The organism is Brucella pecoris, from assembly GCF_006376675.1.
GTDB lineage: Bacteria > Pseudomonadota > Alphaproteobacteria > Rhizobiales > Rhizobiaceae > Brucella > Brucella pecoris.
In genome coordinates this window covers 94783-118650 of sequence record NZ_VEWK01000005.1, presented here as the reverse complement: position 1 = coordinate 118650, position 23868 = coordinate 94783, and the positions used below count along the sequence as shown (strand labels likewise).

Sequence of the window (23868 nt, the reverse complement as noted above, 5' to 3'; positions counted from 1 at the left end):
CAACGCGAATGCGCATCACCGCTTTTACATTGCAAATTACAGAAACAAAAGATGAAAATCTCAGTTTCTTGGGAGGAGTATTGGGTTTTCTTGAAGCACTTCCACACTGTACTTACAACCCACAGATGCAAAGACATGCCGCCTGAGAATCGCAAACATTCGTCAACCGTGGCGAGGGAAATAACTGCATTTTCAGTGAAGGGCAAAAAAAAGCGCGCCCTCCAGATGAAGGACGCGAAAGAGTTGCAAGCTCGCTCTGATCGAGGAACCCGAACGGCAGGTTCTTAGGCTCGACCAGATGCCAGTCGGCCATTCTTATCCAGAAAGCAATCGATGAATGCAGGATCGGTTTATTCGTAGCTCGAAACTTTTCCGAGAGTAACCGTTATCGCCGCTTCCGCGCTATCCAGACTGGTTGGCTGCCTATCGACCCCGACTCCCCGCGGTCGATAAGCAGCCCCCGCCCAATTTTGCGCCAGCCTCCTAAGCCCCAACAGGCCGGCGGTTATTAAGTGAACGCTCTAACAGAGAAAAACAATTCCCCTGTTCAGGGGGGTATGTTAGAAAGAAGAACACGTCTTTCTTTCCGAATAACACTTGTAAATGCCGGTAGAGATTGAAAGATTTTGTGAATCAGTTTGATATTTATTTGGCATTGGAACGAAATTTTTTAATGTTACGTGTGAATTGAAGCTTTCAGCGGGTAATTTCGCTTTGCGAACTCAAGAGAACCTTGAAATTGCACACGTCCTCCCGTTTAAGCTTAGATGCATTCGTAACTGTTCGTTTCTGGAGATACCCACGTGTCATGCGCAAACTGGATGTTCGCTTCCCGGCGTCTTCTGGCGCTACAGGCATTGATCGCGTTTTTCGCCATCTGCCAAATCACATATTTTACCGGCGCGGTTGAAGCTGCGCCGCCCACCACACTGACCATTGTCGCTCCGAACGGAACCACGCGTGTGCTGACCGGCGAGGACTTTACAAAACTGCCGCAGAACACGCTGACGACGAACACCGCATGGACCGAAGGGCCACAGAATTTCGACGGAGTGCTGTTGCGCGACGTGCTGGCGACCGTGGGAATCGACGGAAAAGCGGCTGCCGACCATTCGATCACCGTGCTCGCGCTCAATGATTACAGCATCAGCATTCCGCTGGAAGACGCCTACAAATACGATGTTCTCGTCGCGCACAAGATGAACGGCAAGGAGTTGAACCGGCGTGACAAGGGGCCATACTGGATCGTCTACCCGCGCGACCAGCATGAGGAATTGAACGATTCGCGCTATGATCACCGCTGGGCATGGCAGTTGAAGCAGATCGAGGTGAAATGAGACTCAAGCGGGGCTATATTCTTTCCGGCCTGGTCATGGTGGGTTTCGCAGCCCTGCTCGCTTATGCATTCATTCAGCTTCTCGTCATCCAGAAATCGCTCGCAACCTATGTCGGCGAAAACATGGTTTGGGCCATCACCCAGACCGAACGCGACGCCGGGCGGCTAGGCGAAGCGGCGCTGATACTGCCAAGCGGCAACACCAACACAGCCGATCTCTCGCTCCGTCTCGACGTTCTCTACAGCCGCTTTGCGCTTCTGGCGGATGCCCCGCAGAAGAAATATTTCGCAGGCATTCCGGGTGGCGCCCAAACCATCCAGCGCAATGCCGACCGGCTTCCCGAAATCGAGGCGATGATCGACGCCGAGCCGGAAAAATTCGACCCGATTGCCATTTACGAAGCGCTCGTTCCCATGCGCGAGGAACTGACCAAGGTTGCCAATGATGCGATGATCCTGGAACGGGACCGCGGCGGCGCGCAGCGCGACCAGCAATTGCAATCGATCTATCTCATCATGTTCGCGGTGCTGGGTATCATGGCCACCGGGGGCATTCTGTCATGGCAGGTGTTTTCCAACATGCGCAAGGCCGAGCGTGCCAACAAGGCGCTGCAAGAATACAAGCAGCAACTGGAACACACCGTCGCCGACCGCACTGCCGCCCTGCGTGAAGCACTGGAAAACGAACGCAAGGCCAAGGAACTTTACAAGAGCTTCATCACCACAGTCTCGCACCAGTTCCGCACGCCCGTATCGATCATCGACATCATCGCACAGCGCTTCATTCGCCGTGCCGACGAGTTCACACCCGAAATCATCATCGACAAGGCCAAGCGGATGCGTAACGCCAGCCGCCGTCTGATTCTGCTTCTGGAAAGCACGGCCAATGCGGAACGCCTTGATGAGAACGGTTTCCAGATCAACCGGCAGCCAGTCGATTTTTCGGAACTGGTCCGCAATACCTGCACCTACCATCAGGAACTGCATCCCGAGCTGGAACTGGTGATGGACATTCCGGACAGCGAGACCTTCTGTTATTGCGACGGCATTCTGGTCGAGCAGATTCTGGTCAATCTGCTTGGCAATGCCACCAAATATTCGCCCGCCGACAAACCCATCGAAGTGACCACGGAAGAAGACGAGAACGGCTTCCGATGCATCGTCCGCGATTACGGCATCGGCATACCGGCAGAGGATACCGAGCGCATCTTCACGCGCTTTTTCCGCGCCAGCAACGCATCGCACATGGCAGGCACCGGCCTTGGCCTCAGCCTGTCGCGCGCCTTGGCCGAATTGCACGGCGGAACGCTTGTCTTCACTTCGATTGAAGGACAAGGTACGGTGTTCATTCTGACTCTACCAAAGGTGGCCCAGCATGCGACTGCCTGAAATCCTCCCCATGCCCACCGTCCTCTGCATCGAGGACGAAACACACATTCTGGAAGAACTGATCGATGAGCTGAGTACTTCAGGTTTCAACGCCGTCGGCGCAGCCAATGCGACCGAAGCGCTGCGCGTGCTGGACACGACGACACCCGACATCATCATCTGCGATATATTGATGCCCGGCACCAACGGCCTCCAGTTTCTGGAACAGATTCGCAGCTCCCGCTCTGACCTTGCCGGAACGCCGTTCCTGTTTCTGACCGCGCTTGCCGACCGAAGCTACGAGCTGACCGGCAGGGAAGCAGGCGCTGACGATTATCTCACGAAGCCGATCGACTTCGACGTTCTCATTCTCACGATCCGCGCCAGGCTCAATCTGGTCGCGCGCGTGAAAGCGATATCCACCCATCCGGTAGCGGCGGAGCTGGATGGCGAATTCATCCATCTGTCGCGCCGGGAAACCGAAGTGCTGAAGGAAATCGGCATCGGACACCGGAACGGCGAGATCGCGCGCAAACTTGGGCTATCGGAACATACAGTCAGCGACTATGTGAAGGCGATCTATCAAAAACTCAGCGTGTCCTCTCGCGCGGAGGCAACCCGTGAAGCAATCAGGCGTGGCCTGATCGACATGAGATAAGCCAGTGTGGAGTTCAAGCATATTTGTTTGGGGATGACCGGTAATGATCTCGACAACCCGAAAGCCTCAAATTACGATTTGCTCATGAAGCAACCGGTTCGACGACGCGCTGTCTTCTTCATTGGCGGCTACGACCCGAAAACGCCGGAGGCGTTTTTTGGACGATTGAATAGAGAAATCAAAAGGTTCGAGGCACTTTGGGGCGTCCGTTCCGACGTTTCCGATGTTAACGTATCGCCTGATTGCGAAATCGGCTCCGTGTCGATCAGAACCGCTTCGGCCGACGACCGTTGGGCCACCGAAACAGACTTCAATTTTCTTGTGCTGGACAGAATAGTGCTGGCGGATTTCCACCGCCCCCTTCCTGTCAGGCTGGCCAAATATCTTGTGGCATTCGGCGATTTCGTCATAACCGGCACGGCCTTCCGCTTCTTTGCCAAGGCGTGGCGCTTCGGGCTCTATTTCCTCTACCCGTTTCTCGTGCTCGCCTTGTTTGCAGCAGTTGGATATGCGGTGGCGCGGTGGACGGTCCAGTGGCTGGGTGCTGCGAGCTGGTTTGTCGGTCTGGCGGTTTTTTCCGCAGCACTCGCCGTTCTGGGCAAGCGATGGTCAACCAACCATCTGATGGACCTGTGGTCGTTTTCGCTCAATTTCATTCGGGGACGGCGGCAGGACGCCGAATCCCTGATGCAGCGCTTTGCCTCCGGTATCGTCGAACGCATCAGTGCAAAACATTATGACGAAGTTATTCTGATCGGCCACAGCACCGGCGGCATGCTGATGCTGGACGTTGCAGCGCGCTGCCTTGCCATCGATCCGGAATTCAGCAGTCGCGCGCCCAAAGTGACGGTCCTCACACTTGGATCAACCGCGCTCAAGGCAGGCTATCACCCCGCTGGCAAGCATTTTCGCAAAGGCGTGCAGCGGCTGGTGGACGACGGCAAAATCGACTGGGTGGAAATCCAGTGCCTCACCGATGCGATCAATTTCTACAAAACCGATCCTGTGGCCGAGATGGGCCTGAAGCGCGAGCCACAGCGGTCTTTCCCCATCACAAAGACCGTGCGAATAAAGGACATGCTGCAGCCGGAAATCTACAAGCGTGTAAAGCGGAATCTTTTTCGCGTGCACTATCAATATGTATTCGGAAATACGAAGCCCTATTGGTATGATTTCTTTCAAATCTGCTGTGGGCCGACCTCGCTCAGAGATCGGACAGACGACCGAATAATCGGAGCCTTGCCAATGAAGGAAACTATTGCCGAATGACACCGACACTGGCCGCTATCGTCTGGGGCATCGGGCTTGTCGCCTGGGTCGTTATCCGCATTCCGCACCAGCGGCGCGCGCGCAAGATCAAGGTTGCAAACAATGCAAAGACGCTGGCCGACAGGCTGGCGCTGGGTGCAGCGACCGTTGGCCTTTCGCTGATCCCAATCGTCTATGTCGCAACCGGATTTCCCGCCCTTGCCGATTATGCTTTCCAGCCATGGCTGGCCTGGATCGGGCTGATTGTCGAAATTGCCTTCCTTTGGCTTTTCTATGCAAGCCATCGCCAGCTCGGCAAGAACTGGTCCGTCTCGCTTGAGATCCGCCGCGAGCACAAGCTGGTAACCGACGGGCTCTACAAATATGTCCGTCATCCGATGTATGTATCGTTCTGGCTGTGGGCGATTGCGCAATTCTGCCTGCTGCCAAACTGGTTTGCCGGTCTTGCCGGACTTGCTGGCGTTGGCATCCTTTATTTCTATCGGGTCGAGCACGAGGAGGCGATGATGCGCGCAGCATTCGGCGCATCTTATGACGAATATGCCAGCCGGACCGGGCGTATCATTCCAAAAATCAAACTCTAGTGATTTGGTTGAAACAATCCGACACTCTAGATATCTGTCTTGATGCGCCGTGTTCTAAAGCCGTTTCATCGTTTTCGAACGCGCTCCAACAGGTAATCGAAGATGATTTCAAAGCCGAATATTTTGCGTTCGAAACCTTTCACCCGCCGCGGCCTGCTGTTTGCCGGGGCTGCATTTGCGCTCTTCAACGGTGCGGCACTCGCGGCGTCGAAAATGCCTTCCAAAACCTCACAACAGGCTGACGTCTACCTTCTGCGCGGCTTCGGGGATATTTTCTCCACTGGTATCGATGAGATCGGCAAACAATTGCAGGCCAATGGTGTGGATGCGCATGTCGAAGGGCATCAGGCCTGGCGTTTCGTGCTGAACCAGATACTCGCCGACCAGAGGAAAAATCCGCGCGCGCCCGTCATTCTGATCGGCCATTCGCTCGGTGCCAATGCCGTCATTGATATTGCAGCAGCCCTTGAGCAGAAAGGTATCCAGGTCGCCTATATGGCCACTTTTGCCGCAACCGCGCCTGCCCCTCTGCCCGGCAATATCCGGCGTGTCGTGAACTTCTATTTCAAGCAGCATGGCTGGGGCCTGCCGCTGACCGCCGGCCCGCGCTTCCGGGGAAGTCTCGACAATCGCGACTTCTCTGACATGAAGGATATCGGCCATTTCAATATCGAGAAGCAGCGTCCGCTTCAAAGTGAAGTGGTTCGCAATGTGCTGAGCATCGTACGCTCGAGATAAGCTGGAAAAGCCGATTGGCGGAAGAGAATGGGAGTCGAACCCACCAAAGACCGTCTATCGGCCCCTCCCGGATTTGAAGTCCGGACATGCCACCGGGCATGCATCCCTTCCTGATATTGAATTCATTCCATAAATTCGTTTCGGATGGCTGCACCAAGAGGCAGTTTTCTGCCTTGCAGCGGCCATTTCATTCGCTCTTCATTCCTACAGCAGGAGCAATCATAGCGTCAATCTGGGCGGCTGTATTCCAGCCCCCGATCACTGAATGATGCAGGTTCCCGGCCAGTCTCTACACGACCTGTTGGCGCAGCCGCCAATGACGGCCAGAACGAGAATCAGGCAGATGGTAGTCGACAAAGATTTCATTTCGTTCCTCCGGTTTGCCCTACTTCCCCTTGCGTGAAATCGCCGAACAAGTCCAGTTTGCGGCGGTTCAGGCGACGCATGTCGCCACGCCGTATCGTGACGCTGTTGCGGTCGAAGAACTCCAGTATCTGGATCGCCACCTTTCGTCCGCTATCCACCCGGTCGCGAAACCGCGCCGCAATGAACCAGCCACTATCGAATGCCGCATCCATATCCGACAGGATGCCGATCATTTCGGCAATTGTCGTCCGCAGGAAAAAATGGTCGTGCGCCACTTCATGCACCCGGCCCATGCGCCCGGAAAGCTTGAGCAGGCGGCGAATATCTTCCTCCCGTTCATCAAGCAGTCCTGCAATATCGCGCACGCGTGGCGGACGAAAACGGGCATCGCCTTCAAGCAGCGGCGCGATGCGCTGCCACAGCACCTCGTCAGCATCGCTCATCGTGACTTCATGGTCGCGCAGGCGAAGCCAGACACCGTCCAACCTCAGCAGATCCGCCTCGACCAGTGCGGCGATGGCAGCACGGAAGGCAGGCGCAGGCAGGCGCGGTTTCAACAACAACCGCAGCCGCTCGACACCCATGCCGATCAGGTCCGGATTCTCATCATGGAACGCGCCAAGCCGCGCCAGAATATCGTCGCGCAGCGCATTCCATCGTCCTGGCAGCAGCAAGAGCACCGAATTTGCTTGGCGGAGCATTGCAGCATTGAGCGCTTGCGCCAGACCTTGCGGATCGTCCGGCAGCGCGCGGTCGCACAAGAATGCAGTTGCATCAAGAAAATAAGGCTCGACAGACAGCAGTGCCCGTGCCGCTTCCACCGGGTCGTCAATGGAATGGGCGTCGAGTTGCGCCATGCGTTCCGGGCTGCGGCGCTTGCGTTGCGGCGGGCGCAGATCGAGAAAACGTCCGCCGCCGATGGTGCGCTGCGCAGAAACATCCCGGATTACGAAACGATCTCCTGCCGCAGCCGTAACAGGACGATCCAGCACCAGTTGCACCCGGTCTTCAGTGCCCGGTCGAAGTTCTTCATCCTGCAAAAGCACGATGCGCGCACCGACCTCAGTCGAGGCATGATGCAGGCGAACCGGGAACCACTGACTGATCGGCTTTTTCTCAGATGACAGGATTTGCAACGATGCGTCGATGCGGTCCGTCGGGCGATGAAGGCCGGGCGACACCAGCATATCACCGCGATGTACCGCCTCTTTCGATATGCCATCGCCTGCCAGATTGAGCGCGCAGCGATCACCCGCTTGCGCGGTTTCGCTTAGCCTGTTTTGCGCGTGAATGGTGCGAACACGCGCTTCCTTGCCCGACGGACTGATGACCAGATGGTCGCCAATAGCAACCTTGCCGGACAGTACCGTGCCGGTAACGACCGTGCCCGCGCCCTTGATCGTAAAGGAGCGATCCACGGCAAGACGAAAGCGACCATTTGCCCGCCGCTCACCGAAGGCATGGGCCTGGGTTTCCAGCATGATTTTAAGATCGTTGATCCCGGTACCGGACACGGTGGAAACTGCCAGAACGGGAATATCGGCAAGTCCGGTCAGCGCCAGTTCATTGCGGATCGCGGTTTCTACTTCGGCAAGACGATCAAGCTCGACAAGGTCGGATTTGGTGATGACGGCGACACCGCGCCGGATGCCAAGCAGGTTGACGATTGCCAGATGTTCACGCGTCTGCGGCATGATCCCGTCATCGGCAGCGACAACCAGCGTGACGAAATCGATGCTCGCCGCACCGGCCAGCATCGTGTGCACGAACTTTTCGTGTCCCGGCACGTCGACAAAGCCGAGTATATCCTTTTCGTCACCAGACAAGGGCAAATAGGCAAAGCCGAGATCGATGGAAATGCCTCGCGCCTTCTCTTCCGTCAGCCTGTCCGTATCCACCTGCGTGAGCGCGTGCACCAGCGAGGTCTTGCCGTGATCAATATGCCCCGCTGTTCCGACGATCATGGCTTTTCGTTCAGCGCATTGCGCGCTGCCTCGATGAACGGGGCGGCAAGCGCGCTGCCGCCCGCCTCAGCGCGCAGCAGATATTCGTAAGCCGCTGAAGGATCGCGCTCCACACCCATTCCAAGGTGCAGCGCCGCGCCGAGCATGGCTTCCCCATCCGCGTCGCCCGCAGCGGATGCCTGTCGCCACCAATACACTGCCTGAGACGGATCGCGCGGCACGCCGAGAGCATTATGATAGATCATGCCAAGCCGCGTCATGGCTGCGGCAACGCCGCCATGAGCCGCTTTCAGCGCCCATTCACGTGCCTCGACAGGATCGGCAGAGGTCACCTCACCTTCCATGAGCATCCAGCTCAGCATGTCCTGCGCCTGCGGATCGCCCTGTTCTGCGGCAAGCCGGTACAGTTTTGCAGCTTCCGGATAGTCGGCTTCAATGTCTTCGCCCTTGAACAGCAGTGAGGCGAGATTGCGCTGGCCGGAAGCATCGCCAGCCGCAGCAGACAAGGCCAGCCAGCGCTGTGCGAGACCGATATTTTTCTCCACGCCCATGCCGCCTGCAAAACAGGCGCCGATATTGTTCTGGGCACGGGCATTGCCTGCGCGCGCCAGCGGCTCCCAGATGGAGAGTGCAGTTGCATAGTCACCCGCCTTTGCAGCAACAAGCGCCTTCTGCAGCGCTTGCGCTGTCGTATCCGGCTTCGGTTTGCGGGTGAAAAGATCAGCGAGCCGCATAGGACGACAGGTTCCGGACGAAACTATTCTCGTCATCAAGGCAGCGCAGGTCGAGCACGAGTGCGCCCTTTTCGATCCGCCCGATGACCGGTAAAGGCAGCGCGCGCAATGCGGCCGCAAGTGCAGTCAGCGCGGAGCCGCTGCCGTCCTTCGGCGCAATCGACAATCCGGCGCTTGGAACAGTTGAAAGCGGCAACGCGCCGGAGCCGATCTGGCTGGCGCAATCCATCACCGCCACGATGAAAGCTGCACCGAGCATGTTTTCAAACTCCGGCTTGAGCCGTGCCGCCTGCGCAGCAATGTCGGCCTGCGGGCGCGCCAGATAGCAAAGGGTCGGCAGCTTTTCCACGAGCTGTTCCGGGTTGCGATAAAGTTTCAGCGTCGCTTCCAGTGCTGCGAGCCGGATCTTGTCGACCCGCAAAGCGCGCTTCATCGGGTTCTTGTTGATGCGGGCAATCAGATCACGCTGCCCGACGATGAATCCCGCTTGCGGCCCACCAAGAAGCTTGTCACCGGAAAAGGTGACCACATCCGCGCCTTCGGCAATCGCTTCGCGTACTGTCGGCTCGTGTGCGAGGCCGAAAGAAGTCAAATCGGCAAGCGTACCGGAGCCGAGATCATTGACCAGCGGCACGTCCTTGGCTTGCGCAATTGTGGCCAGTTCCGGTGCCGTGACTTCCCGCGTAAAACCTTCGATCCGATAGTTGGAGGTATGGACCTTTAGCACCAGCCCCGTATCAGGGTTGATTGCATTTTCGTAATCACGCGGATGGGTGCGATTGGTGGTGCCGACTTCGACAAGCCTTGCACCGGCGCGGGCCATGATGTCCGGCATACGAAATGCGCCGCCGATCTCGATCAGTTCACCACGCGACACAATGGCTTCCTTGCCCGAGGCGAGGCTATTCAAAACCAGAAGCACGGCAGCCGCATTGTTGTTGACGACGGTTGCGTCTTCCGCCCCGGTCAGTTCACAGACAAGTGCGCGCAGATGGTCGTCCCGCTCGCCGCGCGATCCCGACGACAGGTCGAATTCAAGCGAAACCGCCTGCCGCATGGCTTGCGTAGCGGCCTCAATGGCGGCTTCGGCAAGGATAGCGCGCCCCAGATTGGTGTGCAGCACGGTCCCGGTCAGATTGAACAGCGGGCGCAGGCTCGATTGCCCTGACGCTTCAAGCAAATGGAGAACCCGTTCAGCCAAATGCTGATTGCTAGAAAGCGGGGTGCCGGATTTCACCGCCTCGCGCTCATCGCCCAGCGCCTTCCGCACAGCCTCCGTCACTGATGCGTGGCCGAAACGCTCCAATGCCGCAGCAAGTTCGGGCATATGCAGGATGGTATCCACGGATGGAAGGTGACGCAGCGAGGTCTTGATCTGGTCCATGCTGCCTCACAGTCCGGCAAGAAGCGGAGAGAACCCGCCTCGCCCGTAAGGCGTTTCGCGCATCAATATATCGAGACCGAGACTCGCAATATCGTCGGTCATCGGATCGGCATCCGCCGATAGTTGCTGATAGATGATCTTGACCCAACGCTGGCATTCGTCGCAGGTTTCGGCCTTGATGATGCCGCCGCCTTCCTCCACTTCCTTGTAGCCGATGCCCTTTGTGGAGCCGCAGCACACGCATTTGACCCGTACATAATGCCAGAGCGTGTTGCAGACGGAACAGGAGCAGAAGCGTGCGCCATGCGCACCGTGCCAGCCTACGACCATCGAGCTTGACGGTATGCTGCCGCAAGTCGGGCAAACGCCATCGGCAACGGGCTTCAGAGACTTCGGGGCAAGCGCCGCTGCAAGCCGCGTGAAATAGAGCTGCAAGCCTGCCCAGACATAGATATGTTCAGCAATTGCTTCCGGCGGCAAAACACCGGCGAAGATTGCCTCGATCATCCGGTGACGCTCATCCGCACTGTTATTGGCCACACGCTCCAGCGCATCGGCGGCATCCTGCGGCTTGGCGATCATGCGGACGCGCTCGAAGAGCCGGTCGAAGATGGTATCGAGCGCCGCTTCCGATATGGCATCCGCACGATCGACCGCTGGCATGCCGAACTCTCGGCCACGCTCATCGCCATGCCGCGCGACGACAGGACCGAGACCAGCCGCTATGTCGGACTGCGCCTCGCTCAGATCGGCAATAAATTCCAGATAGGGTTTCAACGGGCTGACCGAGCCCAAAAGGCGCAGCCGCCCTGCTCTTTCGGCGAAAAGCACGCCGGGGTCCGGCAATTGCACGAAGGGTGGGGCCGATATTTCGCCGATGACCGTCGGGTCCGGCACCAGATCTTTCTTGCCTGCCATGTCACTCCTCACGAACCCAACGGGCCACGTGGACCACTGAATATGATCGCCCTTGAATGACGACCCCGTAAATTCAGGCGGCAGGCTTGCTGCCGCCCTGTTTCATTTTCTGCTTCGATGTCAGTTCACGCAACCATTTGCGGTGATGCCGCCATGCCCAGCCGCCGGTAACCGTTCCGCGTGTCATTGCGTGGATCGTGCCCTTGACCCAGATCGCGGCATAGACATGCACGATCCAGACACAGATCGCCGCCACCGCCGCCATGGAATGGACAAGCAAGGCCCAGCGCTGCTGGTTGATGCTGGTGAAGGAACCGAAATACTCGTTCCAGATCATCACGCCTGAAACGATCAGAATGATAATCAGCAGCGACATTGACCAGAAAACGAGCTTCTGGCCGGCATTATATTTGCCGACTTCGGGCAGTTTTTCCTCATGGCCAGCGATCACGTCATTGGCCTGTGCCAGCCACTGGCTGTCTTCGCGCTTCCACAGATTGGCGCTCCAGAAACGCACGAAAAGCCCAAGGAAGCTGAAGAACAACACCACGCCGATCCATGGGTGGATAGCGCGTGTCCATTGTCCGCCGCCAAACAGGCCCGACAGGAAAAACAGCCAGGGGTGGAACATCGCAAGGCCCGACAAGGCCAGCAGCACGAGGCTGATGGCGGTGATCCAGTGATTGAAACGCGCGCCGCCTGAATAGCGGTGCACCCTGACGGGCTTGCCCGGTTCTATCCCGTCACCGCGTTCAATATCGTCAAAGTCGGTCTTGCTCATGAGCTTTTTTCTCCCGTGAGCTTTTCGGCCTGTTCCTCGTCATGCTCTGTCACGACGTTCGGACCCTTGAAGACATAATGCAGCAGACCTGCTGCGGCAGCCAGCCCCATTGCGGCCATGCCCGCATATTTGGACACGCCTTTCCACGCCTCGACAACCGGGCTGATGCGCGGATTGTTCGGCAGATTGGCGTAGATTTCGGGCTTGTCGGCGTGATGCAGCACATACATGACATGCGTGCCGCTGACGCCCGGCGGATCGTAAAGCCCGGCATTTTCAAAGCCGCGCGATTTCAGATCCTTGATGCGACCGTCGGCCCATTCCTTCATCTCGTCCTTGGTGCCATAGACGATGGCCTGTGTCGGGCATGCCTTGGCACAGGCCGGTCCTTGTCCAACCGCGATGCGGTCGGAACAGAGTGTGCACTTGTAAGCCTTGTGGGTCACTTCCGAAACGCGCGGAATGTTGAATGGGCATCCTTTGATGCAATAGCCGCAGCCGATGCATTCATCATGGATGAAATCGACGATGCCATTGGAATATTGCACAATTGCGCCCGGCGCTGGACAGGCTTTGAGACAACCGGGGTCTTCGCAATGCATGCAGCCATCCTTGCGGATAAGCCATTCCAGATTGCCGGTATCAGGATTGTCCCACTCGGTAAAGCGCATCAGCGTGAAGGTGTTCGGCGTCAGGTCATGCGGATTGTCATAGACACCCACATTGATGCCAACTTCCTCATGCGTGTCGTTCCATTCGGCGCAGGCCGACTGGCACGCCTTGCAGCCGATGCATTTCGACACGTCGATGAGCTTAGCCACCTCCGTCTGACGCTCTGCAGGCGGCGTCACATTCGACGCCGACCGCCTGATCAGGTCCTTGTCACCGAAACGCGGCTGTTGCGGCTGGACGCTAGGATTGGGAACGGGTGGAAACATCTCTAATCCCTCCTATGCTACAGGCGCGCTTGAGCGCTCGATATTGACCAGAAACGCCTTGAATTCAGGCGTCTCGATGTTCGCGTCGCCGACAAACGGTGTCAGCGAGTTCGGGCCGAAGCCCTTGCGGGCAGCACCCATGAAGCCCCAATGGAGCGGGATGCCCACCACATGGACCGTCTTGCCGTCGCAAATGAGCGGCTTGATGCGCTTGGTCACCACGGCCTTGGCCTTGACCGAGCCGCGCTTCGACCACACCCGCACCCAGTCGCCCTTGGCAATGCCCTTTTCCTTTGCCAGTTCTTCGGAAATTTCCACGAAGAACTCGGGCTGCAGAACGGCATTTACCGTCACGTGCTTCGTCCAGTAGTGGAAATGCTCGGTCAAGCGGTAGGAGGTCGCCGCATAGGGGAACTCCTCCGAGGCCGTTTCCGCGAACTGCTTGAAGTCGTCGTTGAAAACGCGCGCCACCGGATTGCCCCGGATTTTTGGTGCGATCACATTGGCGAGCGGCGATTCAAACGGCTCGTAATGGGCCGGGAACGGACCGTCGCGCATCATGCCGCGGCAGAACAGGCGCGACGAGCCCTCCGCATTCATGATGAACGGACCGACCTCTTCCGGCTTGGCGGTCGGCGCAATATCCGGCACGTCATAACCTGTCCACTTTGAACCGTCCCATTCTATGAGCTTACGGCTCGGATCCCACGGCTTGCCATTCAGGTCTGCTGAGGCGCGGTTATAGAGAATGCGACGGTTTGCAGGCCATGCCCACGACCAGTTGAGATAGGCGCCGGTCTCATCCGGATCGTGATTGTCGCGGCGGGCCATATTGTTGCCAGCCTCGGTGAAGCAGCCGGAATAGATCCAGCAGCCCGATGCCGTCGAACCATCGTCGCGCAGTGCCGCGAAGCCGGACAGAAGCTTGCCCGCCTCGGCAACAACCTTTGTCGGATCAGTTGGATCGGTCACCGTGCCAAGGGCACGACCGTTCAGTTCCTTGGCCAGTTCTTCCGCTGTCGGCTCGCCTTCATCCTCATAGTCCCAGACGAGATTGAGGATCGGATCAGGGAAGGCCCCGCCTTCCTTGCTATAAAGCCCCTTCAGCCGCAAATATATCTGCGCCATGATCCAGTTGTCGGTCTTCGCGTCGCCGGGCGGCGTAGCACCAGGCCAGTGCCATTGCAGCCAGCGCCCGGAATTGGTGAGCGACCCCTCATCCTCTGCGAAGCAGGTGGATGGGAGCTGGAACACTTCCGTCTGGATGGAAGCCGAATCCACATCGTTGAATTCACCGTGGTTTTCCCAGAAACGCGAGGTTTCCGTTTCCAACGGATCCATCGTCACGAGGAATTTCAGCTTCGACAAAGCGTCCGTCAGCTTCTTGCGGTTCGGCACCGCCATCAGCGGATTGAACCCCTGACAGACATAGCCGTTGACCTTGCCTTCATACATCATGTCGAAGATACGCAGCATGTCGTAATTCGGCACATCGAGCTTCGGCAGCCAGTCATAGACGAAGTCGTTTTCGACGGTCGCGGCACTGCCCCACATCGCCTTCTGGAAACTGACGAAGAACTTGCGATAGTTCTGCCAATAGCTCGTCTGGTTCGGGCGCAGCGGCTTGAAACCGCGTGTCGACATATAGATTTCGAGATCGGTTTCCTTTTCGACCGGGATATTCATATAGCCCGGCAGAAGATTGGACATCAGGCCGATATCGGTCAGTCCCTGAATGTTGGAGTGACCGCGCAGCGCATTCATGCCGCCACCGCGCACGCCAATATTACCGAGGATGAGCTGCAGCATCGCCATGCAGCGAATATTCTGCGACCCCTTGGAATGCTGCGTCCAGCCGAGCGCATACATCGACGTCATCGTCTTGTCCGGCGCCGAGCATTCGGACATCATCTCGGCCACTTTCAGGAATTTCTCCTTTGGCGTACCGCAGATGCGTTCCACCATTTCCGGCGTGAAGATCGAAACATGCTGCTTCAGGAGATTCCAGACGCAACGCGGATTCTGCAATGTATCGTCGATGACTGCATAGCCGTCATCGCCGATCACATAATCCCAGCTCGAACGGTCATAATCCCGCTTTTCCTCGTCATAACCGGTAAACAGCCCGTCCTTGTATTCGAAGCCATCCTTGATGATGTAGCTGGCATTGGTGAAATGCTTCACATAATCCCACTGCACCTTATCGTTCTGGATGCAGTAGTTGATGACGCCGAGCAGGAAGGCGATATCCGAGCCCTGCCGGATAGGCGCGTAGAAATCCGCCACGGACGCCGTGCGCGTGAAACGCGGATCGACGACGATCAGCTTGGCGCCACGATTGGCCTTGGCTTCCGTCACCCATTTGAAGCCGCACGGATGCGCTTCCGCAGCATTGCCACCCATGACGACGACGAGATCGGTGTTCTTGATATCGGTCCAGGAGTTGGTCATTGCTCCACGGCCAAATGTTGGGGCGAGACTCGCCACCGTTGGGCCGTGTCAGACGCGTGCCTGGTTATCGAATGCTACTATGCCTGTGCTGCGCACCACCTTGTAGGTGAGAAACGCCGTTTCATTGGTGGTCGCCGAAGCTGCGAGGAAACCCGTCGAGGTCCAGCGATTGACCGTTGTACCCGCCTCGTTCTTCGCGATGAAGTTGGCGTCGCGGTCGTCTTTCAGATGCCGCGCGATGCGGTCGAGCGCATCTTCCCAGGAAATCTGCTTAAATTCGGACGAACCCGGCTCGCGCACTTGCGGATATTGCAGGCGGGTCTTCGCCTTGACGAAATCCTTCAGTGCCGCGCCCTTCGGGCAAAGCGTACCGCGATTGGTCGGGTGATCCGTATCGCCTTCGACATGGATCAGTTCGGCCTTCTCGTTCTTCCTGACGTCGCCCTTGGAGTAAAGGATGACGCCGCAGGCGACCGAGCAGTAAGGACAGGTATTTCGGGTTTCGGTCGTGTTGGTCAGCTTGAAGGGGCGAATGGATTCGGCATAGGCGCTTTCCACTGCACCGAAACCGAAAGACCCAAGCGCCGAAGCCGCCACTACCGCCCCCGTTCCGCCCAGAAACTGGCGGCGTGAGAGCTCCACATTCATTGCGCTGCACCTCCCTGATCGTCGGAAGAAAAATGCCGAAGCACGCTCTTCTTTAAATTGGACTTGCCTGACATCAGTTCACCGCAATAAAACCAAGTTGTCAACCGAACGGCAGGCTAAAAAAATTAACAATAAGGTAAATTTATCAATAACATGACTTTTATAGTCATGTATTAATACATGATCCTTACCACAGGAATGACTTGAAAGCGTACCGGCTGATTGACGTTCCAGTGTAAAACCGCCAGACTGACGTCGTGGCTTCTTTTATTGCTCCCGAGTTTCGGGGCCTGAATTTTGAGTGGCTCTTGCCTCGCGTCGGCATCTTTGATCCGATGCGACGGTGTTGTGTGACCCTCAGCTCAGGCTTCTTTCGATCACGCAAAGCCGCATCCAGATTTCCTGCAATCGCCGCATTCCTTTCTCTGTCCGCCCTGAAAGCGGGAGAGCGATTTTTTCCGCGCAATCGCAAAACCATAATTCAAAGCAAAAAAGGGGATCGTCATGAACCGTCGGGAACTTCTTAAATCCGGTGCAGCTTGCGCCGCCTTCAGCATGCTGCCGAATTTTGCATCTGCGGCCAGCAATACATTCGCGCCACAGCCATCCGGCTGGCGCAGCTTCGAGATCACCACCAGCGTCAAGCCTGCCGCTTCGGGAGAAGTTGTCCGCGTCTGGGTTCCGATGGCCGGGTTCAACGGCGACGACTGGAACCGTCCCGAAGGCAATCGCTGGACGACAAACGCCAAGGTCGCGCGGCTCGACCGCGATCCGGCCAGTGGCGCGGGGATGCTTTATCTCGAATGGGATGCGAATGAAACGGCACCGCAAGCCGAGATCATCAGCCTCATCTCCACGCGTGACCGTGCAAGCAGCCTTGATGCTTCGGCAAAGGCCGTACCGCTAACCCACGCGGAACGCGAACGCTATCTGGCCGGGACGCGCCTTGCGCCCGTCGATGGCATCGTCAAACAGACGTCCGACAAGATCGTTGCAGGTGCGGACACTGATGAGGAGAAGGCGCGCCTGATCTATGATTGGGTCGTCGCCAACACCTACCGGCGCGCCGCGACGCGCGGCTGTGGTGACGGCAACATCGTCGCCATGCTCGACAGCGGCGATCTCGGCGGCAAATGCGCCGACCTCAATCCGCTGTTCGTCGCTCTGGTCAGGGCCGCGGGAATTCCGGCCCGCGACCTTTATGGCGTGCGCGTTGCGCCTTCCGCCTTCGGCTACAAGAGCCTCGGCGCGAAGAACGAGGTCATCACCAAGGCCCAACACTGCCGCGCGGAAATCTATCTTGACGGTATCGGCTGGGTCGCTACCGATCCGGCGGATGTGCGCAAGGTGATGCTGGAAGAGGAAAAGGACGGGCTGACCGCCGACGATCCGCGTGTCGTGGCCGTCCGGCAAAAGCTTTTCGGCTCATGGGAGGGCAACTGGATCGCCTTCAATGATGGCAGCGATATTGCCTTGCCGTCCGCACAAGGACCGGAACTCGGCTTCCTGATGTATCCGCAGGCCGAAGTCGCCAGCACCCGTCTTGATTGCCTCGATGCGGATGCCTTCCGCTACGCGATGACCGCACGCGAGATAACAATATAAGTTCCGAGGATATCATGGATATTGCATCGCCTATTCGTCTCAGCACGCTAGCCCATGGTGGCGGTTGCGGCTGCAAGCTGGCTCCGGCCGTCCTGCAGGACCTGCTGGCGGACCAACCGGCCATGCAGCCTTTCAGCCAACTTCTCGTCGGAACGGAAACCGGCGACGATGCCGCCGTCTGGCAACTGGACGACGAGAACTGCGTGATCGCCACCACGGATTTCTTCATGCCGATGGTGGACGATCCGTTCGATTTCGGACGCATCGCAGCCACCAATGCGATATCCGACGTTTATGCCATGGGCGGAACACCGATCATGGCGCTGGCGATCCTCGGCATGCCGGTGAACAAGATGCCCGCCGAAATGATCCGCGAAATCCTGAAAGGCGGTTCCAGCATCTGTGCTGAAGCTGGCATTCCGGTGGCGGGCGGGCATTCCATCGACGCGCCGGAACCGATCTACGGACTGGCGGTCATCGGCATCTGCAAGCTTTCGAGCCTGCGCAAGAACAGCGGCGCGCGTCCGGGAGACACGCTGATCCTGACCAAGGCAATCGGTGTCGGCATATACTCTGCTGCCTTCAAGAAGCAGGAACTCGACAGCGCCGGTTATGATGAAATGATGGCGTCCGTCACCTTGCTGAACCGGGTTGGCGCCGAACTTGGCAAGGATGATGCCGTTCATGCCGTCACCGACGTCACCGGCTTCGGCATTCTCGGCCATGCCCTCGAAATGGCACGCGGTTCGAATGCGGGCATTACCCTTGATTATACCGCCCTGCCCTTTCTCAAGCAGGCCGAACGACTGACGCAAGGCGGTTTCGTGACCGGAGCCTCCACCCGCAACTGGGCAAGTTACGGCCATGAGGTGCGGCTTCCGGACGATTATCCGCTCTGGAAACAGCAATTGCTGACCGACCCGCAGACATCCGGCGGCCTTCTCGTATCCTGTACGCCGGGCGAAGCCGAAAGGCTTCTGAACAGCATCCGCGGCGCAGGTTACCCATCTGCCAGCATCATCGGAACGGTGACGGATGATAAGGGCCACGTGACGGTGACAGGCTGAAAATTGTTGAGACCACTCATCAACAACTCGCTTGCTGTTTGGGCTGTTCCCCTCTGGAAATTGCCGCCATGAGGCGATAAAGGCAACAGGATAATATTTTCCAGAGGGACATCATGGGCTATTTTCCAAGTTGGCGTTTGACATCAAACGCCGTCGTGCTTCCTGACGAGCGCCTGCCAGCCGCCGCCGCCATACCAATGGGCGTGCAGCATCTTCTCGCAATGTCCGGCTCGACCATCGTGGCCCCGCTTCTGATGGGTTTCGATCCCAATGTGGCCGTCTTCTTCTCCGGTATCGGCACGCTTCTGTTCTTCGTGCTGACGGCAGGCCGTGTGCCGAGCTATCTCGGTTCGTCCTTCGCTTTCATCGCGGTTGTCATCGCCGCAACCGGCTATGGCGGTTCCGGCCCCAATCCCAATATCGCAATCGCACTCGGCGGCATCATCGCCTGCGGCGCGCTCTATGCCTTTATCGGCCTTGTGGTCATGGCCATCGGCACGGGATGGGTTGAAAGGCTGATGCCTCCGGTCGTCACCGGTGCCATCGGTGTTTCCATCGGCCTCAACCTCGCACCGGTCGCTGTCGGCCAGTTGAAGGGAACCGGCACGCATATAACCATCGCGTTGCTCACCGTTCTCTGCATGGCGATGATCGCCGCCTACGGACCGCGTGGGACCAAGCGCCTGTCGGTGCTTTTCGCTCTACTGTTCGGCTATCTGCTGGTCCTGATCCTCGGCAATGGCCTCGGTATCGTGCCCGGCATCGATTTCACCGCCGTCAGCAATGCCGCATGGTTCGGCCTGCCGCATTTCACCACGCCGGAATTCAACTGGCAGGCGATCACCCTCATCGCGCCGGTTGCCGTCGTGCTGGTGGCGGAAAATCTCGGCCATATCAAAGCGCTCGGTTCAATCACCGGCCAGAACATGGACCGTTATATCGGTCGTGGCTTCCTCGGCGATGGCATCGCCACCATGATCTCCGGTTCGGGCGGCGGCACAGGTGTGACCACCTATGCTGAAAACATCGGCGTCATGGCGATGACCAAGGTTTATTCGACCCTGATCTTCGTGATTGCCGCCATCATGGCGCTGATCCTTGGCATGTCGCCGAAATTCGGAGCCATCCTGCAGACCATCCCCGCCCCGGTTCTGGCTGGCCTGGCCGTTTCGGTGTTCGGCCTCATTGCCTCTGCCATGGCTCGTATCTGGATCGTCAACAAGGTGGACTTCGCGGATTCCCGCAACCTCTTCACCGCCGGCGTGGCGCTGATTTTCGGCGCGGGCGACTTCACGCTGACGATCGGCGATTTCGCCCTTGGCGGCATTGCGACATCGACGCTGGCGGCCCTCGTCTTCTACCAGTTGCTCGGCATCGGTCGTAGCGATAAGCCCGCGACATAAAAACAAAAGGAGCGGGCATGGGTCCCGCTCCTTCCATGTCGAAGCAATTCTTACTTGATCGACATCAATTACTATATTTCTATATCCGTCTATGTCTGAGAATGAAGATCATCTGGATGAGACGGGTTCATGCTATCAGACCTCTTCGAGCACAACCGGCAATGGGCAGCGGAAAAGCGCCAGGAAGACCCTGAATATTTCAGCCGCCTGTCATCAATGCAGCGTCCGGAGTATCTCTGGATCGGATGTTCGGACAGCCGCGTTCCGGCCAATGTCGTCACCGGATTGCAGCCGGGTGAGGTGTTCGTGCACCGCAACGTCGCTAACCTCGTCCATCGCGCCGATCTCAACTTGCTGTCAGTGCTTGAGTTTGCTGTCGAGGTGCTGGAGATCAGGCACATCATCGTCTGCGGCCATTACGGATGCGGCGGCGTACGCGCCGCCATGGCCGGTTATGGCCACGGCATCATCGACAACTGGCTCCAGCCGGTTCGCGATATCGCACAGGCAAACGAACAGGAGCTGGACGGCTTTATCGATCCCGAGGAACGTCTGAACCGGCTTTGCGAACTGACCGTCGCCTCGCAGGTGGAAAGCCTGTCGCGCACGCCGGTTCTGCAATCAGCCTGGAAGCAGAACAAGGATATTGTCGTGCACGGGTGGATGTACGGCCTCAAGGACGGCCTGTTGCGTGACCTTCAATGCGACTGCACGAAAAGCGTGCTGCATTTTTCCTGTCAGTCGGCGGGATAATCCGCAAGCAGCTTTTCTGCCCGGACGCGCATGTCCGGTTCGAGTTCGGCTGAGCGCCGCGCAAGCTTGTCGAAACAAACCGTAGTCGTCTCGTTAACCGCGCGCAGTTCACCGTCCAGCGAACCCACCATCATCTGGCGAAACGTGATCGACGAGCGCCCGACTTTCAGCACAAGCGAACGGATCGTCAGCAGGTCTCCGGCTGGCACTTCCTGCTTGTATTCGGTTGTCGAGCGCACATCCGCCCAACCAAAACCGTCATCGGGAATTTTCCCGGCAATGTGGCCCAAAAGCTGAAAGCTCGCATCGTCGAACATCCCGGCATAATGCCGGACATTCATGTGTCCCATGACATCGCACATCCACGGATGCGCGACGCCGACAAAGGTAACAAGACCGCTCATCGCGCCACCGACTGATAGCCACCCAGAAAGGCTGTGAGATTATCGCCCAGCGCGTCGCAGAGATAGCCACCTTCCTGCACGATAACGGTTGGCAGCCGAAGCTTTGCGATTGCTTCTGCAATGCGGCCGAAACCACCGGTGGTGACCGACAATCCGCCGAACGGATCGCCTTCAAACGGATCGAGGCCCAGCGCTACCACCAGCGCATCCGGCGCAAAGGCTTCGATACGGCGAAAAGCCGTATCGAGTGACACAAGGAACTCGGCGTCGCCGGATTTGCGCGGCAGTGGCAAATTGAGATTGTAGCCAAGTCCCGCTTCCTCGCCGCGCTCATCGGCATGGCCCCAGAAGAACGGATAGAAGCGCACCGGATCAGCATGAATCGAGACGGTCAGCACATCAGGGCGGGCATAGAATATACCCTGCGTGCCGTTGCCGTGGTGAAGATCGACGTCGAGGATCGCCACGCGCTGGGCTTTCGAGCGTAGCCGCTGGGCCGCGACCGCCGAATTGTTGACGAAGCAGAAGCCGCCCGCCACATCGGCAAAGGCATGATGCCCCGGCGGACGGCAGAGCGCATAGGCCGCGACCTCGCCTGCAAGCACCGCATCGGCGGCATCGACCGCGCTCCATGCGCTCCAGCACACGCTTTCCCATGTATGTTCAGCAATCGGGCAAGCCGTATCGGCCATGTGATAGCCGACCTGCCCGACTGCGGATGCGGGATAACGGCCATCACGCGCCAGCGGATGGATGTTCGGGATCACCTCTTCCGAAGCCTCTTCAATGCGCCGCCAGCGAGCATAGATATGCTGCAGGAATTCCAGATATTCCGGCGTATGCACGGCAGCAATCGGGCCAAGTCCATGATTTTGCGTACGGATAATCTCGCAGCCTGCGGCCTTTGCGCCAGCGAGCAGACGCTCGGCACGCTCCGGCTGTTCGGGGTTCGGCTGCGATGCACCGCTGGAAAGAAAGGCTTTCGGGTCGTGTCGTTTCTGCTCGACAGCGTAAAAGGCTTTCATGATTGCTCCCTCATTTGATTGATGCGGGCCAGACGGGCGAAATCATCGCCATAGGCGCCATGATCGCGGTCGGCTTCGATCCAGCCGATACCCAGCCGTTCGTAAAATCTCTGCGCTGCGACATTGTCCCGGTCCACGGCCAACCGTAGATAGACGCCGCCCCGCGCCATCGACCAGGAGGCGGCATGGCGCAAAAGCACCTCACCGATCCCCCTGCCGCGAAAGGCTTCATCGACGTAAAGGTCCTGCACGTAGACGCCGGGTTTGCCGTACCATGTCGAGAAGATCGGGAAGAACAGGGCGAGCCCGGCAAAACCTTCGTCCACCTCGGCGATCAGGCTGGTAAAAGCAGCGTATGGCCCGAAACCGTAACGGCGGAAATCCTCAACTGTGCAGGAGATTTTTCCCGCCGCGCCAAGCCCAGCGCCCATCGTACAGATTGCTGCGTGAATCTGTTCGGCATCGGCGAGTTCGCCAAGCCGGACCACGACGCCGGTTTTACTGTCCAACACGATCTTCGGCATCAGAACGCCACCCTGTCTCCACCTTTGAGACCCAGATATTCACGCGCCTCGTCAGGCGTTGCAACATCCAGTGACAGGCCGTCGAGGATGCTGCGGATGCGACGAACCTGATCGGCATTGCTCTTGGCTAGCTGGCCGCGCCCGTCATAAAGGCTGTCTTCCAGCCCGACACGCACATTGCCGCCCATGGCAGCCGCCATGGTAATCATCGGAATCTGATGCCGCCCAGCCGCCAGCACCGAGAAGGAATAGTCGTCGCCGAACAGCTTGTCGGCGATCCGCTTCATATGCATGAGATTGTCCGGGTCGGCACCGATGCCGCCCAGAACGCCGAAGACGAACTGGATGAACAGATGGCCCGACACCAGCCCCCGGTCGCGGAAATGCGCCAGCGAATAGAGATGGCCGACATCGTAGCATTCGAACTCGAAGCGCGTGCCGCAGCCCTGACCGAGGCTGGTCAGAATGCCTTCCATATCCGCAAAAGTGTTCTTGAATATCGAATGGCGTGTGGCTTCCAGCAATTCCGGTTCCCACGCATGCTTCCATTCACGCGGCTTGTCGAGTGCCGGGAACAACGCGAAATTCATCGAACCCATATTGAGCGAACACATTTCCGGTTGCGCTTTAAGCGGTGCGGCCAGCCGGTCTTCCAGCGTCATCAATGATGAACCGCCCGTGGAAATATTCACCACCGCCGCTGTCGATTGTTTGATGCGCGGCAGGAACTGCATGAACAGGTCCGGATTGGCGGATGGCCTGCCGTCACGCGGATCGCGGGCGTGGAGATGCAGGATGGATGCGCCCGCTTCCGCCGCTGCAATGGCTTCGCTCGCAATCTCGTCCGGTGTCACCGGCAGATGCGGCGACATGGTCGGCGTATGGACGGAGCCTGTCACCGCGCAGGTGATGATCACCTTGCGACGCGTTTTCTTCTTGTCGGTCATGAT

General features: G+C 58.1%; 22 protein-coding genes and 1 tRNA gene. 11 read left to right on the top strand and 12 right to left on the bottom strand.

All coding sequences use genetic code 11. The features are described 5' to 3' along the window. Positions 1 to 8 precede the first annotated feature (8 nt). The 7 genes from FIB18_RS24820 (at position 9) to FIB18_RS11690 (ending at position 5953) form a co-directional block, all read left to right on the top strand. Entirely contained in the window at positions 9 to 146 is a 138-nt protein-coding gene (locus FIB18_RS24820) for a hypothetical protein (protein WP_158295704.1), read from the top strand. A gap of 657 nt (positions 147 to 803) precedes the next feature. Continuing rightward, positions 804 to 1337, top strand: a complete 534-nt coding sequence (locus FIB18_RS11715; protein ID WP_235894883.1) for a molybdopterin-dependent oxidoreductase — start codon at positions 804 to 806, stop codon at positions 1335 to 1337. Next, positions 1334 to 2725, top strand: coding sequence for a sensor histidine kinase (locus FIB18_RS11710; protein ID WP_140020873.1), 1392 nt, complete (start codon positions 1334 to 1336; stop codon positions 2723 to 2725). The genes FIB18_RS11715 and FIB18_RS11710 overlap by 4 nt, the downstream gene beginning before the upstream one ends. Beyond that, positions 2712 to 3362, top strand: a complete 651-nt coding sequence (locus FIB18_RS11705) for a response regulator transcription factor (RefSeq protein ID WP_140020872.1) — start codon at positions 2712 to 2714, stop codon at positions 3360 to 3362. Before FIB18_RS11710 ends, FIB18_RS11705 begins: the two co-directional genes overlap by 14 nt. Before the next feature lie 84 nt (positions 3363 to 3446). Next, on the top strand, positions 3447 to 4631 hold the full coding sequence (locus tag FIB18_RS11700) for an alpha/beta fold hydrolase (RefSeq protein WP_140020871.1): 1185 nt from the start codon (positions 3447 to 3449) through the stop codon (positions 4629 to 4631). After that, entirely contained in the window at positions 4628 to 5215 is a 588-nt protein-coding gene (locus tag FIB18_RS11695; RefSeq protein ID WP_140020870.1) for a protein-S-isoprenylcysteine O-methyltransferase, read from the top strand. Before FIB18_RS11700 ends, FIB18_RS11695 begins: the two co-directional genes overlap by 4 nt. Positions 5216 to 5317: 102 nt before the next feature. After that, positions 5318 to 5953, top strand: coding sequence for a thioesterase domain-containing protein (locus tag FIB18_RS11690; RefSeq protein ID WP_140020869.1), 636 nt, complete (start codon positions 5318 to 5320; stop codon positions 5951 to 5953). 15 nt (positions 5954 to 5968) lie between these two features. On the opposite strand, the gene FIB18_RS11685 is transcribed toward FIB18_RS11690, so the two are convergent. The 8 genes from FIB18_RS11685 to fdnG all read right to left on the bottom strand — a co-directional run bounded on the left by FIB18_RS11685 (position 5969) and on the right by fdnG (position 16137). Next, positions 5969 to 6064, bottom strand: a tRNA-Sec gene (locus tag FIB18_RS11685). 251 nt (positions 6065 to 6315) lie between these two features. Then, positions 6316 to 8283, bottom strand: a complete 1968-nt coding sequence (selB, locus tag FIB18_RS11680) for a selenocysteine-specific translation elongation factor (RefSeq protein WP_140020868.1) — start codon at positions 8281 to 8283, stop codon at positions 6316 to 6318. Then, a complete protein-coding gene (locus FIB18_RS11675; protein WP_140020867.1) occupies positions 8280 to 9017 on the bottom strand; it encodes a tetratricopeptide repeat protein in 738 nt (245 codons plus the stop codon). The genes selB and FIB18_RS11675 overlap by 4 nt, the downstream gene beginning before the upstream one ends. After that, a complete protein-coding gene (gene selA, locus FIB18_RS11670) occupies positions 9004 to 10401 on the bottom strand; it encodes an L-seryl-tRNA(Sec) selenium transferase (protein WP_140020866.1) in 1398 nt (465 codons plus the stop codon). Before selA ends, FIB18_RS11675 begins: the two co-directional genes overlap by 14 nt. 6 nt (positions 10402 to 10407) lie before the next feature. Further along, positions 10408 to 11319 carry a formate dehydrogenase accessory protein FdhE gene (gene fdhE / locus FIB18_RS11665; RefSeq protein WP_140020865.1) on the bottom strand — a complete coding sequence of 304 codons (912 nt, stop codon included), beginning with the start codon at positions 11317 to 11319 and terminating at the stop codon, positions 10408 to 10410. Between the two features lie 73 nt (positions 11320 to 11392). Next, on the bottom strand, positions 11393 to 12100 hold the full coding sequence (locus tag FIB18_RS11660; protein WP_140020864.1) for a formate dehydrogenase subunit gamma: 708 nt from the start codon (positions 12098 to 12100) through the stop codon (positions 11393 to 11395). Then, positions 12097 to 13038 carry a formate dehydrogenase subunit beta gene (gene fdxH, locus FIB18_RS11655; protein ID WP_140020863.1) on the bottom strand — a complete coding sequence of 314 codons (942 nt, stop codon included), beginning with the start codon at positions 13036 to 13038 and terminating at the stop codon, positions 12097 to 12099. Before fdxH ends, FIB18_RS11660 begins: the two co-directional genes overlap by 4 nt. Before the next feature lie 12 nt (positions 13039 to 13050). Further along, positions 13051 to 16137, bottom strand: coding sequence for a formate dehydrogenase-N subunit alpha (gene fdnG / locus FIB18_RS11650; RefSeq protein ID WP_140020862.1), 3087 nt, complete (start codon positions 16135 to 16137; stop codon positions 13051 to 13053). A 504-nt stretch (positions 16138 to 16641) separates the two neighbouring features. Between fdnG and FIB18_RS11640 the strand changes: the two genes are divergently transcribed. The 4 genes from FIB18_RS11640 (at position 16642) to can (ending at position 20965) form a co-directional block, all read left to right on the top strand. Further along, entirely contained in the window at positions 16642 to 17742 is a 1101-nt protein-coding gene (locus FIB18_RS11640; protein WP_140020861.1) for a transglutaminase-like domain-containing protein, read from the top strand. Between the two features lie 14 nt (positions 17743 to 17756). Beyond that, positions 17757 to 18809: a selenide, water dikinase SelD gene (gene selD / locus FIB18_RS11635; protein ID WP_140020860.1), complete on the top strand. Its 1053-nt coding sequence runs from the start codon at positions 17757 to 17759 to the stop codon at positions 18807 to 18809. A 113-nt stretch (positions 18810 to 18922) separates the two neighbouring features. Next, on the top strand, positions 18923 to 20212 hold the full coding sequence (locus FIB18_RS11630) for a solute carrier family 23 protein (RefSeq protein WP_140020859.1): 1290 nt from the start codon (positions 18923 to 18925) through the stop codon (positions 20210 to 20212). 129 nt (positions 20213 to 20341) lie between these two features. Next, positions 20342 to 20965 (top strand): carbonate dehydratase, encoded by a 624-nt coding sequence (can, locus tag FIB18_RS11625; protein WP_140020858.1) that lies wholly within the window; start codon positions 20342 to 20344, stop codon positions 20963 to 20965. Here the strand turns inward: can and FIB18_RS11620 are convergent. The 4 genes from FIB18_RS11620 to FIB18_RS11605 are packed head-to-tail and all read right to left on the bottom strand — an operon-like array spanning position 20950 to position 23865. After that, on the bottom strand, positions 20950 to 21369 hold the full coding sequence (locus FIB18_RS11620; protein WP_140020857.1) for an acyl-CoA thioesterase: 420 nt from the start codon (positions 21367 to 21369) through the stop codon (positions 20950 to 20952). The genes can and FIB18_RS11620 overlap by 16 nt on opposite strands. Next, complete coding sequence (locus tag FIB18_RS11615; RefSeq protein WP_140020856.1) at positions 21366 to 22394, bottom strand: histone deacetylase family protein; 1029 nt, start codon at positions 22392 to 22394, stop codon at positions 21366 to 21368. The genes FIB18_RS11620 and FIB18_RS11615 overlap by 4 nt, the downstream gene beginning before the upstream one ends. Beyond that, positions 22391 to 22918, bottom strand: coding sequence for a GNAT family N-acetyltransferase (locus FIB18_RS11610; RefSeq protein ID WP_140020855.1), 528 nt, complete (start codon positions 22916 to 22918; stop codon positions 22391 to 22393). The genes FIB18_RS11615 and FIB18_RS11610 overlap by 4 nt, the downstream gene beginning before the upstream one ends. Beyond that, complete coding sequence (locus tag FIB18_RS11605) at positions 22918 to 23865, bottom strand: BKACE family enzyme (protein ID WP_140020854.1); 948 nt, start codon at positions 23863 to 23865, stop codon at positions 22918 to 22920. The genes FIB18_RS11610 and FIB18_RS11605 overlap by 1 nt, the downstream gene beginning before the upstream one ends. Between the last annotated feature and the right edge of the window lie 3 nt (positions 23866 to 23868).